The sequence below is a fragment of the Brevibacterium sp. ZH18 genome (genome assembly GCF_022748595.1).
In the GTDB taxonomy this organism is placed as follows: domain Bacteria; phylum Actinomycetota; class Actinomycetes; order Actinomycetales; family Brevibacteriaceae; genus Brevibacterium.
In genome coordinates this window covers 19,724-32,639 of the sequence record NZ_JALDSX010000019.1, presented here as the reverse complement: position 1 = coordinate 32,639, position 12,916 = coordinate 19,724, and the positions used below count along the sequence as shown (strand labels likewise).

General features: G+C 64.8%; 13 protein-coding genes. 7 read left to right on the top strand and 6 right to left on the bottom strand.

What is annotated here, in order from left to right; genetic code table 11:
• Positions 1–151: 151 nt before the first annotated feature.
• From MPN20_RS08985 to MPN20_RS08965, 5 genes are read left to right on the top strand one after another with little or no spacing between them, the layout of a single operon-like run.
• Positions 152–598 (top strand): DUF2087 domain-containing protein, encoded by a 447-nt coding sequence (locus tag MPN20_RS08985; protein WP_242781326.1) that lies wholly within the window; start codon positions 152–154, stop codon positions 596–598.
• A gap of 60 nt (positions 599–658) precedes the next feature.
• On the top strand, positions 659–1,168 hold the full coding sequence (locus MPN20_RS08980) for a phosphoribosyltransferase (protein WP_242781324.1): 510 nt from the start codon (positions 659–661) through the stop codon (positions 1,166–1,168).
• Positions 1,169–1,178: 10 nt separating this feature from the next.
• Positions 1,179–2,483: a carboxylesterase family protein gene (locus MPN20_RS08975; RefSeq protein ID WP_242781322.1), complete on the top strand. Its 1,305-nt coding sequence runs from the start codon at positions 1,179–1,181 to the stop codon at positions 2,481–2,483.
• A gap of 36 nt (positions 2,484–2,519) precedes the next feature.
• On the top strand, positions 2,520–3,623 hold the full coding sequence (locus MPN20_RS08970; protein WP_242781321.1) for a winged helix DNA-binding domain-containing protein: 1,104 nt from the start codon (positions 2,520–2,522) through the stop codon (positions 3,621–3,623).
• Positions 3,624–3,635: 12 nt separating this feature from the next.
• Positions 3,636–4,586 (top strand): diacylglycerol kinase family protein, encoded by a 951-nt coding sequence (locus MPN20_RS08965; RefSeq protein ID WP_242781319.1) that lies wholly within the window; start codon positions 3,636–3,638, stop codon positions 4,584–4,586.
• Here MPN20_RS08965 and MPN20_RS08960 read toward each other — a convergent pair.
• From MPN20_RS08960 to pdxS, 3 genes are read right to left on the bottom strand one after another with little or no spacing between them, the layout of a single operon-like run.
• Positions 4,546–6,078, bottom strand: coding sequence for a helicase HerA-like domain-containing protein (locus MPN20_RS08960; RefSeq protein WP_242781317.1), 1,533 nt, complete (start codon positions 6,076–6,078; stop codon positions 4,546–4,548). The genes MPN20_RS08965 and MPN20_RS08960 overlap by 41 nt on opposite strands.
• A 10-nt stretch (positions 6,079–6,088) precedes the next feature.
• Positions 6,089–6,673: a pyridoxal 5'-phosphate synthase glutaminase subunit PdxT gene (gene pdxT, locus MPN20_RS08955; protein ID WP_242781315.1), complete on the bottom strand. Its 585-nt coding sequence runs from the start codon at positions 6,671–6,673 to the stop codon at positions 6,089–6,091.
• Positions 6,667–7,548, bottom strand: a complete 882-nt coding sequence (pdxS, locus tag MPN20_RS08950) for a pyridoxal 5'-phosphate synthase lyase subunit PdxS (RefSeq protein WP_242781313.1) — start codon at positions 7,546–7,548, stop codon at positions 6,667–6,669. Before pdxS ends, pdxT begins: the two co-directional genes overlap by 7 nt.
• A gap of 111 nt (positions 7,549–7,659) precedes the next feature.
• Between pdxS and MPN20_RS08945 the strand changes: the two genes are divergently transcribed.
• Positions 7,660–9,060, top strand: coding sequence for a PLP-dependent aminotransferase family protein (locus MPN20_RS08945; protein ID WP_242781311.1), 1,401 nt, complete (start codon positions 7,660–7,662; stop codon positions 9,058–9,060).
• Positions 9,057–9,434, top strand: coding sequence for a hypothetical protein (locus MPN20_RS08940; protein ID WP_242781309.1), 378 nt, complete (start codon positions 9,057–9,059; stop codon positions 9,432–9,434). Before MPN20_RS08945 ends, MPN20_RS08940 begins: the two co-directional genes overlap by 4 nt.
• Positions 9,435–9,441: 7 nt before the next feature.
• Here MPN20_RS08940 and MPN20_RS08935 read toward each other — a convergent pair whose 3' ends face one another.
• The 3 genes from MPN20_RS08935 to MPN20_RS08925 form a co-directional block, all read right to left on the bottom strand.
• Complete coding sequence (locus MPN20_RS08935; protein WP_242781307.1) at positions 9,442–10,086, bottom strand: 4'-phosphopantetheinyl transferase superfamily protein; 645 nt, start codon at positions 10,084–10,086, stop codon at positions 9,442–9,444.
• 3 nt (positions 10,087–10,089) lie between these two features.
• Complete coding sequence (locus tag MPN20_RS08930; protein ID WP_242781300.1) at positions 10,090–10,506, bottom strand: lipopolysaccharide assembly protein LapA domain-containing protein; 417 nt, start codon at positions 10,504–10,506, stop codon at positions 10,090–10,092.
• 66 nt (positions 10,507–10,572) lie between these two features.
• Positions 10,573–12,801, bottom strand: a complete 2,229-nt coding sequence (locus tag MPN20_RS08925) for an NADP-dependent isocitrate dehydrogenase (protein ID WP_242781298.1) — start codon at positions 12,799–12,801, stop codon at positions 10,573–10,575.
• Positions 12,802–12,916 lie beyond the last annotated feature (115 nt).

The window sequence follows — 12,916 nt, the reverse complement described above, 5'->3', positions numbered from 1 at the left end:
AGCCTCGGCGCGTCCAACGCCCAGCCTCGGTCGTGATCCCAGCTCACTGACCACACGGCGAAGGGGAGAGAATCCTCGGACGGACCTGGCGCGGTGAACTCCTGACCAGGTTTCGCGCTGGGGGAGACTTGGTCGAACAGGAACGAACACCATGACCAAGAACAAAAACTTCAAGAACCTCGTCCGTGCACGCATGGACGCAACCGGAGAGAACTTCACCTCCGCGCGATCCGCGCTGATGGCCAACCGCGATCAACGGCCCGACCAGAAGACACAGGCCTTCAGAGCCAAAACCCTCCGCGCCTTCATGCCGCACGGAACCCTGACTGCGATCCCCACCAAGCGCAAAGCCGTAGTCGTCATCCTCCTTGAGATCCTTCCCTCCTTCGACGCCGAGAAGACCTACAGCGAAAAGGAAGTCAACGTGATTCTCGAAGGCTTCCACCCCGACTTCGCCCGCCTGCGACGCGAACTGATCGACTACCGCTACCTCGACCGCAACTCCCACACCGGGCAGTATTGGGTGAACCCGTCCCTTCCCGAGCGCACAGGGACGGTGGCACAGGAGACGCAAGTCCTCGAAGCGTTTCTGCGCTGACGAGACGACCGCGTATCCTTGAAGCTCGGGCCACTACCGGGCAATCTAAAGGAGTCTTCAATGGGCCAGGCATACCACGCCGATTCGACCGATCTCAGCGACAAAGAGATTCTCACCTGGGACACGTTCGGCCAGTCGGCTCGGGACATGGCACAGACCATCGCGGACTCCGACTACGACCCGGAGATCGTCATCGCCATCGCCCGCGGCGGCCTGCTCCCTGCCGGAGCCCTTGCCTACGCACTCGGCCTCAAGCTCTCCGACGCCATCAACGTCGAGTTCTACACCGACGTCCACGAGACCCTGCCCGACCCGATCCTGCTGGCGCCGATGCTCGACATCGATGCGATCAAGGGCAAGAAACTTCTCGTCGTCGACGACGTCGCTGACTCCGGACGGACGCTGGCCCTCGTCCTCGAACTGCTGCGCGAGCACGGTGCCGAAGCTCGGTCCGCCGTAATCTACGCGAAGTCCGCATCGATCATCGATCCGGACTTCGTGTGGAAGCGCACCGATCAGTGGATCGTCTTCCCCTGGTCGGCCGAACCCCCGGTCGAACCCAGCAAATAAACCCCATCGCATGAACGCCTGGCGGGACATCGACGCCCCGTGCGGACGGATCAGGGCCTACGAGAACGGCCAAGTGATCCGTGCACGGGGCATCCGCTACGCCCGGGCAGAGCGCTTCGCACTACCCGTCGACGAACAAGCGGTCGACTTCATCGACGCCGCCGAGGCGGGTCCTGCGAGTCCGCAGATTCGACGTGACCCGAACGCCGGCATGACCTTCGATCAGCTCGGTGGACTTCCCACCAGCGAAGACTGCCTGCGCGTGAGCGTGACGATGCCGCGTGACTCCACCAAGGCTGACGGCGAGCTTCCGGTCCTCGTCTGGATCCACGGCGGTGCCTACGTCGCCGGTGCCGGCGACGCCGAGATCTACAATCCGCACACCCTCGTTGAGGAACAGGGCATCATCGTCGTCAACGTCACGTACCGCCTCGGCGTGCTGGGCTACCTGGGGACAGGCAAACCCGAACATTCGAACCTCGGGCTCCTCGATCAGATCTCCGCGTTGCGATGGGTCCAACGCAACATCGCATCGTTCGGGGGAGACCCCGACAACGTCACGATCGCCGGCCAGAGTGCCGGTGCCGATGCGTGCGCCCACCTCATGATCGCCGAGGCGACCGATGGCCTCTTTCACCGCGTGATCCTGGCATCACCACCCTTGGGGTTGGCCGGTGGCACCGAAGCGATGAACTGGGCCATGGCGAAGGTCGCCCGGAAGATCGACCCCGACGCATCCATCGACGACATCCTCGAAGCTCAAGAGGAAGTCCACAAGGCGGCACTCGTCGGTGGGCTCCACGCAGGCATGTGCTTCGGCATCCACTATGGCGCCTACCCGCTGCCGGGGAAGTCCGACGCGGATGGAGCGTGGCGAGAGGCCGCACGGAAATACGACGTCCTCATGACCCGCACCGAACGCGAGATCGCCTTCTTCGCCGGCTTCGTCCCTGCCTTCAGACGGCTCCACGACCGGCACCTGACCTCGCCGATGCTCGAATCATTGATCTCCGGAATCACCTCGACGGTCTATACCCGTGCCGCCAAGGAGTTCTACGACCGTCACCGCATGGCAGGAGGACAGGGAACTCGACTCCTCATCGTCTCCCGTGGAGACGGCAGCTTCTTCGACGCCGCACACTCCGGTGACCTGCCTCTGCTGTTTCCCGGCAGCGTCTGGCACGACAGCTTCCTCGACTACGGCGACAAGACCGCGATCGCCGGCCCCGAGCTGCGCAACATCTGGGGACGGTTCACCCGGACCGGTGCCCTGCCACGAGTGCGAGTGCCGGGGCTCATCGACATCCTCGGCTGAGGACGTCGTGTCAGTGCCCTGCACTATCGTTGCATCATGGACTCGCGACAGATCTCCGCAGCTCGCCTGATTGCCCAAGGGCTCGTCGGGCCTGCGCCCGAACCGTCGTCGCTGTCTCCGGCCGCCCGAGTCGTGGAGCATCTGGGCTGCGTACAGGCACAAGCACTCGGTGGTGCCCTGGTCTCGATCGCTCTGCGCCTGCGCCACGACCAACCCGAGGCTGACCTCGATGCTGTCCGATCTGCGATCGACTCCGGAGAGATCGTGCGGACCTGGACCCAGCGGGGGACCATCCACCTGACGACAGCCAAGGACCTCGGCTGGATCCTCGGACTCACCGGACAGCGCACCTTGAAGGCGGTGGCCAAGCGACGCGAATTCTTCGGCATCACCGACGCCATCGTCGACTCCGCTGCGCAGCTGGCAGAGGACGCGATCCGGTCGCGAGGCGCGCTGACCAGACAAGAGCTTCTCGACGCCTTCGCCCCTTTGGACGCCGGCGACGAGTACGGCCACGAACGCTACCTCATCACGACGCTTGCCCTCCACGGCATCATCGTCCAGGCACCGATGATCGAAGACAAGGACGACATGCGCTACGTTCTCACCGCCGACTGGGTCAAGGAGCCGGTCCACCACGACACCGAGGCCGGCCTGCGCGAATGGATGCTCCGGTTCGTGATCAGCCACGGGCCGGTCACCATCGATGACGCCGCACGGTGGACTGCGCTGCCCAAAACTGGGATCCGAAAGGCGATTCTGAGCCTCGTCGACGCTGGCGATGTCGCCGGCGTGACCATCGATGATCGAGAGTTCTTTCAGGCCCCCGACCTCGAAGATCGCCTTGCCGAATGGGAGTCGAGCGCACAGGAGATCCTCCTGCTCCCAGGGTTCGACGAGATCATCCTCGGCTACAAGGATCGCAGCCCCACCCTTGACCCTGCTCACGAGAAAGCGGTCGTTCCCGGCGGCAACGGCATGTTCAAGAACACGGTCATCGATGGCACCCGCGCCCGTGGAACGTGGAAGCGCTCCCCGCGCAAGACCGGCCCCCGACTGATCGTCGAGCCCTTCGCAGGGCAGAGCATCGACTTCGACCTCGCCGAGGCGGCCGCGAGCACCCATCCGGCGTTCACCTGAGGACGTGATCAGGTGAGAGACAGTCAGTTGAGAGTCGGGATCGTCGTCAATCCGAAGCATGCCCGAAGCCGCCGTGCGTATTCATGGCTCGTTCCAACCCTGAGGCGTGAGCACATCAGGTACCGCAGCATCTCGACCACTCGTGCATCGGCCGGCGCTGAGCAGGCCCGTGCACTGGTCGCCTGGGGTGCTGACCTCGTGATCGTCCTCGGCGGGGATGGCACTCTGCGCGCAATCGCTCCGGTGCTCGCCGCCGCCGACATCCCGACGATGGTGATTCCGACCGGCACCGCCAATGTGCTGGCGCGGCATGTCGGCGCCGGATCGGTGCGGCACGCAGTGGAGGCTTGCATCGGTGCTGTCAGCACATTCGACGAACTTCGCACCGTCGACGTGGCCGTCAACGAAGTAGACGTCCTGAACGCCGACGGGCACCGACAGCGCTGCCATTTCCTGTCCATGTCAGGCATCGGAGGAGACGCCCGGGCCGTCGGCGGCCACGGCAGCGGACCCGGACTGCTCGGCTATGTCCGGGGCGGGGCGAGAGCCCTTCTCGCCCCCACCATCACCCTGACCATTGACGGGCAGACCTCGGAGGTGTGGTCGGTGATGGCATCGAAGGTGTCTCATCCCGCCGGGCCGATCTCGGTCTTCCCCTCCGCCGAGGTGGTGCGAGACGACTTCGAATTCCTCACCGTGGACGTGGGCGAACCGGGCAGCCGCCTCGGCGATTGGGCTCGGATTGCGATTGACGGACTCAGCCGTCGTCACGCGGACAATCCGGCTCTGCACTACTGGACGGCGCCCGAAGCCACGATCAGGCTCGAGGTCCCGGCACCCGCACACCTCGACGGTGACCTCATCGGCGACTGTCGGGAGATGCGGATCCGAGCGGGAACTCTGCGGCTGACGATACTGCTGGCTACCTCCGGCGCCGCGAGGTGCCGAAGAGCCCGCGGGTGATCTCGCGGACAGCGGTACGGGTGAACTGCTTGAACGCCGAGGACTTCACGACCTGCGAGATCATGCTCTCATCCTCAGGCTCCTTCTTCGACGATTCCGAGCGCGGTGCTGGAGCGTCCTGCTCCTCCTCGTGTGCGGCTGCACCGGACTCGAGGCGCTTCGTAAGGATCTCTCGGGCCGACTCATTGTCGATCGCCGTGCCGTACTTCGCCTGCTGCGGGGACGCGGCCACTGCGGCCTTGATCTCGTCCTCGGCCATCGGTCCCATCTTCGACTCCGGCGCACGCATCCGCGTCGGCGCCACCGGGGTGGGCGCACCATCAGGATCCATGACGGTCACAACTGCCTCGCCGATTCCCAGCGACGTCAGCAGCTCCTCGAGGTCGTAGCCGGACTTCGGGAACGTCTGCACCGTGGCCTTGAGCGCCTTCGCATCATTGGGTGTATGCGCCCGCAGCTGATGCTGGATCCGCGAGCCCAACTGCGCGAGGACATCCTCGGGGACGTCCTTCGGGGTCTGCGTGACGAAGAAGACGCCCACGCCCTTCGAGCGGATGAGCCTCACGGTCTGCGTCACAGACTGCAGGAATGCCTTCGACGCATCGGCGAAGAGCAGGTGAGCCTCGTCGAAGAAGAACACGAGCGATGGCTTGTCCGCATCGCCGACCTCAGGCAGGTCCTGGAACAGGTCGGCCAGCAGCCACATGAGGAACGTCGAGAACAGTGCAGGGGACTGGCCCAGCTTCTGCAGCTCGAGAACCGAGACGATGCCCGCGCCATTGTCGTCGAGACGCAGAAGATCAGAAGTGTCGAACTCCGGTTCGCCGAAGAAGACGTCCCCGCCCTGGGCGGAGAGCTCGGCGATCTTGCGGAGGATGACTCCGACAGTCGCCTTCGAGGCGCCGCCGATGCCATCGAGGTCTGACTTGCCCTCATCGGAGGTGAGGAAGTTGAGCACGGCCTTGAGATCGGAGAGGTCGAGCAGTGCCAAGCCCGCAGTGTCCGCGTAGTGGAAGACCAAGGAGAGCACGGACTCCTGCGTGTCATTGAGTTCGAGGACCTTCGACAGCAGGATCGGTCCGAACGACGTCACGGTCGCCCGCAGCGGAGTGCCCAGCCCCGACTCGCCGAGCGTGTAGAACTCAGTGGGATTCGCCGACGCCGACCACTCCTGGCCGGCAGCCTCGAGCCTCTTGCCCAGCTTGTCCGATGCAACACCCTCAGCGCCGATTCCCGACAGGTCGCCCTTGATGTCAGAGGCGAAGACCGGCACGCCGGCGCGCGAGAGCTGCTCGGCCAGCACCTGCAGGGTCACGGTCTTGCCCGTGCCGGTGGCGCCGGCGACGAGGCCGTGGCGATTGAGCATGGACAGTGGGATCGAGATCGGAGTGTCCTTGGAGGGTTCGCCCTCGTTGAGGGCCACCCCCAACTCCAAGGTCGGAGCATCGAACGAATAGCCGGACTTGAGTATCTGCAATGCCTCAGTTGTCATGTGCCAATCTTTACACAGCAGATGCGAGGCTGTGCAGGAATTCTTCGTGGATCCGCATGTCCTGACCGAGCTCGGGGTGGAAGCTCGCACCCCAGATGCCGCCCTGTCTCACCAGCACAGGCCGGCCCTGGTCACTGGCGAGGATCTCGATACCATCCCCGACCTCCATGATCTGCGGGGCCCGGATGAACGTCCCGGGGAACGGCTCATCGAAGCCGGAGATCTCAAGCTCTGCGACGAACGACTCGCGCTGCCTGCCGTAGGCATTGCGCTCGACCAGAACATCAAGGCCGCCGAGGCGGTCGAACCCATCCAGCGAATCGTCCGTGAGTCGATCCGCTAAGAGAATGAGGCCCGCGCACGTGCCGAACACGGGAAGTCCTGCACTGATCCGGTTCCGGAGGAGCGGGAAGAGTCCCGTCCCCGCGGCGATGCGCACCATGGCCGGCGATTCCCCGCCCGGCAAAATGATGGCATCCAAGCCGTCGAGATGCTCGGGCGTGGTGACCTTGCGGGTCTCAACCCCCAGGGAGTCGAGAGCACCGAGGTGCTCCCGGAAGGCCCCCTGGAGGCTGAGGACGCCGACTCTCACCATCCGCGTTCGGCCAGACGGTGGGGTGCCGGCACATCGGCGACATTGATGCCGACCATCGCCTCACCGAGGCCGCGGGAGGCCTTGGCCACAACGGCCGAATCATCGAAATGCGTCGTAGCCTCGACGATGGCCTTGGCGCGGGCCTCAGGATTGCCGGACTTGAAGATGCCCGATCCGACGAAGACGCCGTCGGCGCCGAGCTGCATCATCATGGCCGCGTCGGCAGGGGTCGCGATGCCGCCGGCGACGAAGGTCACGACAGGGAGCCGGCCGAGGCTCGCCACCTGCTTGATCAGCTGGTACGGAGCCGCATGTTCCTTGGCCGCGACGTAGAGTTCGTCCTCGCTCTTAACACTCAGCGCCCGGATCTCCGAGTTGATCGTGCGCAGATGGCGCATCGCCTCGGACACATCCCCGGTGCCGGCCTCGCCCTTCGAACGAATCATCGACGCGCCTTCCGTGATGCGGCGCAGCGCCTCGCCGAGGTTCGTCGCCCCACAGACGAACGGAACGGTGAAGACGGACTTGTCGATGTGGTTGACGAAGTCAGCGGGGGAGAGCACCTCGGACTCGTCGATGTAGTCGACGCCGAGGGTCTCGAGGATCTGCGCCTCGACGAAGTGCCCGATGCGGGCCTTGGCCATGACCGGGATCGATACCGATTCGATGATCGAGTCGATGAGATCAGGATCGCTCATCCGTGCCACGCCGCCCTGGGAACGGATGTCGGCCGGGACGCGTTCGAGGGCCATAACCGCGGACGCTCCGGCTTCCTCGGCGATCTTCGCCTGCTCCGCGTTGACGACGTCCATGATGACGCCGCCCTTGAGCATCTGTGCCAGGCCGGTGTTGAGAAGAGTCTGTGTCTGAGTCATTGTCGTGCTTTCCGTAGAGCGTGAGTGCCGTGTCACTTCAGATTAGATCGGCATGTGGCTCATTCGCAGTGCCAGAAAACATGAAAAGTTTTGGGCCAGTATGATCGATTCATGTCATCGTCCCCTCCCACAGAACCGGCACTGCCACGCGCCGACGGGATCGCCCTGCCGATTCACATCGACAGGGACGCCTCGGCTCCGCTGCCTGACCAGCTGGTGGCGGAGATCCGGCGCCTCATCGCGGCCGGGGCAGTGCGGCCCGACGAGCCGGTGCCCTCAAGCAGACGTCTGGCCTCGCACCTCCAAGTGTCCCGCGGAACCGTGGAGACTGCCTACGCCCAACTGGTCGTGGAAGGCTTCCTCGTAAGCGCCGAACGATCGGCCACCCGAGTCAATCCCGACCTGCCGAGCACCCCGCGCACGCGCAATCCGGGGATGCGCACACCGGCTGCACCGAGGCGGCGCCTGCGCAGCTTCATCGACCTGCGTCCCGGCTTCGGCGGTGACGATCCGCTGCGCGAACCGGCCTTCCGCAGAGCCTGGCGCGATTCCCTCGACACGGACACAGGTGCCATCGACCCGCTCGGCCAGCCGGGTGCCAGATGGGCCATCGCCGACCATCTGCGCCTGACCCGCGGAATGACCGTCGACCCCGACGACATCATCCTCACCAGCGGCTCCCGTGACGGACTGAGACTGCTGCTGACGACTGGGATAGCGGGTGCCATCGGCGTGGAGAACCCCGGGTTCCCGGGTCTGCGCCAAGCCATGACCGACCGTGAGCTCGTCCCCCTCGATGCCTCCGCCGACCCTGCTCGAGGCAGCGTCGGAGCCGTCGTCGTGACACCCAACCACCAGTTCCCGCACGGGACGACGATGCCCATCGACCGGCGGGTCAGACTCCTCGAATGGGCGGCGCGCAACGACGTCATCGTCATTGAGGACGACTACGACACCGAAGCCCGCTATACCCGCACGGTCGTTCCGACGCTCTTCGACCTCGCCGTGTCCACGGATTCCGCGGCCCAGGTCGTCCACATCGGCACGTTCTCGACCCTACTGACCTCGGCAGTGTCGACCGGCTACATCATCGCCCACGGCGAGATCGGCCCCCGTCTGGCACAGATGCGCACAGCGTTGGGTCCCGCATTCTCGCCGGTCATGCAGACCGCGATCGCGTCCTACCTGAGTTCCGGGGGACTGCGCCGCAGGATCTCGCGCGGGCGCCGCAGGCTCCGGGCCGCCGAGGCGGTCGTGGCCGATGTCGGTCCGATTCCGGGGCTCGTCCACGAAGGCCGCACGCTCGTCATCGAGCTGGAGGAGGGTCGGGCAGGCAGTCTGCGCCACGAGCTCGCCGAGCAGGGGATCCTCGTCGCTTCGCTGGCCGCCGGGTGGGCGGGGGACGGCGACGTCAGACACGGCCTGGTCATCGCCCACTCGAATGTGGAGACACAGGTGCTGCGGCGGGCGCTGGGAACCCTGCAGCGGCTGCTGGGTAGGATCGAATCATGATGAAGTCCCGATTCGTCGCCGATGGCGTCATCAAAATGCTCATTGCCGTCGCAGTCTGTGCGACGGTGCCCGCTCTGGAGGCATTCTTCCTCGCTCCGAGGTGGCTGGTCATCGGCGTTGCTGTGATGCTCTTCCTCAGCTCCGCCACAGAGATCTCCTATGGGGTCAGCCGTGGGGAGAAGAGATTCCTGAAGTATCCGATGGCCTTCGACGGGCTGTGGGTGCTCGTGACGATCGCCGCGATCATCCTCGCAATCGCGAACAACCCGGCAGCGGGCTATGTGTGGTTCGGCTACGTCGGCCTGGGCTCACTGGCCATCGCCATCGTGTTCACGACGGGCGCGAACGGCCCGGATTTCGGCGACGAGCAGTGAAGTGCCGTCAGCGATTGAACGCGATCGCGGCCCGATAGCCTTCAGGGATTCCTGACTCGACATCATGGATGTCGACATCTGGATGCGGTGAGGCAGGGGAGACCGCTGCGCCGATGTAGTCCATTCCCGGGTCGCGGGCCAGCCCAGTGCTCAGCGCCTTGAGGAAGGCTTCTTTACGGGCCCAGACACGCACGAAGTCCTCGGCCAGTCGGGAGTCGTCGACCTCTGCGAGATCCGACTGCTCCTTCGGGTGCAGCAGTGCCATCGCCTCGGCGGCCACGTCGTGTGAGGGAACGGCCTCGAGATCGACGCCGACGGGATCCTCGGACACCGCCACGAGCACGAGTCGTCGGGCCCGCGTGACGGAGAATTCGCACTCTGCGATGCGCGGCTTGCCTGCCGAATCAAGACGGATCTCGATGCCTGCCGGATCCTGGTCGAGATGCGCGCCGAGCACGTGGCGCAGGATCACTCGACCGGCAACCCAGATGGCGCCGGCATCGGGCTCGAACTCGGCGGCATGGTTCTTCTCCTGCTCGGTGAGTGTGGAGAGATCTGTGCGCGCCCACTCAGCATCAGCCGCAGTGTCGGCGAGGATCAGATCGGCGTCCAGCGACGTGGGCAGAACAGTGAAACTGGGGTGATGCGCCATTGATCAGCGGCCCAGAGCCTTGTTGATCTTCTTGAGTTTGCGGCTGAGGACGAAGATGCGCACCGAGCCGATGATTCCGGCGATGAGGATGCCGCCGATGGCGGCGAAGAGCATGGCTACTCCGAGCGGCAGCTCGAACTGCCAGCCGAAGTACTCGAAGCTCGCGGGGACATTGTTCTGCACGATGAAGATGAGGAGCAGGACGACGATGACGGCGCCGAGGATGAGGGAGGCCCACATCCCGGCCGACATTCCCGAACCGCCCTTGGTTGCAGGCAGATCGGTGCCTCTGCCGGTGGGAGTCGGCTCGACCTCGCGGGTGCTCCCGGTATTCGGGGCGTCGTCGTCGAGCGCGGTCTGGGTTTCGGCCAACAGCTCTTCGGGCGTCTGGGATTCGCCCCGGGGGTCATGAGTGCTCATGCGCCCATCATAGTCGCTGATGGGCGCATGAGTCAGGTGATCAGTCGCGTGTGATGGGGGAGAAGGTCAGACCTTCTCGCTCAGGGTCGCGATGATCTCGTTGAGCGTCGACGACGGACGCATCGCAGCCGAGAGCTTGTCCTCGTCCGGGTAGTAGTAGCCACCCAGATCGACGGGCTGTCCCTGCACCTCGAGGAGTTCTGCCGAGATCTTCTCAGCGTTCTTCTCGAGCAGTTCGGCAACAGGGGAGATGGCGGCGGCCAGACGCTCGTCAGAGGTCTGCTTCGCCAGCTCCTGCGCCCAGTAGAGGGTCAGGTAGAAGTGGCTGCCGCGGTTGTCGATCTCGCCGACCTTGCGCGAAGGCGACTTGTTCTCCTCGAGGAACTTGCCGGTCGCCGCGTCAAGTGTGTCTGCGAGGACTCCGGCACGGTCGTTTCCGTGGACGTTGAACTCGTGGCGGAACGACTCGGCCAGGGCGAGGAACTCACCGAGGGAGTCCCAGCGCAGGTGGTTCTCCTCGACGAGCTGCTGGACGTGCTTCGGTGCGGAGCCGCCGGCACCGGTCTCGAACAGTCCGCCGCCCGCGATGAGCGGAACGACGGAGAGCATCTTCGCCGAGGTGCCCAGTTCGAGGATCGGGAACAGGTCCGTGTTGTAGTCGCGCAGGACGTTACCGGTCACCGAGATGGTGTCCTTGCCTTCGCGGATGCGCTCGATCGAGAACTTCGTCGCGTCGACCGGGTTCATGATGCGGATGTCGAGGCCCTCGGTGTCGTGTTCGACGAGGTACTCCTCGACCTTGGCACGCAGCTGGTTGTCGTGAGCGCGGGTCTCGTCGAGCCAGAACACAGCCGGGGTGTCGGAGAGGCGGGCGCGGGTGACGGCGAGCTTGACCCAGTCGCGGACCGGGATGTCCTTGGTCTGGCAGGCGCGCCAGATGTCACCGGCGGTGACGTCGTGGGACAGCAGAACCTCGCCGGCCGAGTTGACGACCTCGACGACGCCGTCCTGGGCGATCTCGAAGGTCTTGTCGTGGCTGCCGTACTCTTCGGCCTTCTGCGCCATGAGGCCGACGTTGGGAACGGTGCCCATCGTGGTCGGGTCGAAGGCGCCGTTGACGCGGCAGTCCTCGATCACGGCCTGGTAGATACCGGCGTAGGAGGAGTCGGGGATGACCGCCAGGGTGTCCTGGGTCTTGTCGTCCTTGTTCCACATCTTGCCGCCGACGCGGATCATCGCGGGCATCGAGGCATCGACGATGACGTCGGAGGGCACGTGGAGGTTCGTGATGCCCTTGTCGGAGTTGACCATGGCCAGGGATGGCCCCTCGGCCAGACCCTTCTCGATTCCCTTCCGCACGCCCTCGGCGTCGGCGGAGTCAAGGGCGTCGAGGCCGCCGAGGATGGCGGCCAGTCCGTTGTCAGAGGTCAGACCCGCCTCGGCGAGCTTTGCGCCGTACTCGGCGTAGACCTCGGGGAAGAACGCCTCGATGACGTGACCAAAGAGGATGGGGTCGGAGACCTTCATCATCGTGGCCTTGAGGTGGACGGAGAAGAGGATGCCCTCTTCCTTGGCCCGAACGATCTGAGTCTTGAGGAACTTGTGGAGTTCGGCCACATCCATCTTCGTCGCGTCGATGACTTCGCCGGCGAGGACGGGCAGCGATTCCTTGAGGACGACGGTCTCGCCCGAAGCCGGACGCAGACGGATCTGCAGATCGTCATCGGCGGGCAGGACGACGGACTTCTCGTTGTCGCGGAAGTCACCGGAGGCCATGGTCGCGACGTTGGTCTTCGACTCCGAGGACCAATCGCCCATCGAATGGGGGTGAGCCTTCGCGAAGTTCTTCACAGCCAGCGGGGCGCGGCGATCCGAGTTGCCCTCACGCAGGACAGGGTTGACGGCCGAGCCCTTGACGCGGTCGTACCGGGTCTTGACGTCCTTCTCCTCGTCGGTGGCAGGCTCTTCCGGGTAGTCAGGAAGCTCGAAGCCCTGGGCCTGCAGCTCAGCGATCGTGGCCTTGAGCTGCGGCACCGATGCGGAGATGTTGGGGAGCTTGATGATGTTCGCAGCAGGGGTCTGAGCCAGAGCGCCCAGTTCCGACAGGGAGTCGGCGACCTGCTGGTTCTCCGGCAGGCGGTCGTTGAACTGCGCAAGCACGCGCGCGGCCAGCGAGATGTCGCGGGTCTCGACCTCAACGCCTGCCGAGGTCGCAAAGGCCTCGATGATCGGCTTGAGTGAGTACGTCGCCAGAAGCGGCGCTTCGTCCGTGCGCGTGTAAATGATTTTAGCCATAGTGATGGACTGCTCCACATCGTCTTGGGGTTTGTCCCTCTCATCTTAGCGGTGGTCCGCCCCGGCTCAGCTTCCCGGTAGGGTTCTGTTTCGTCACAGTCAACACAGAGAGGAC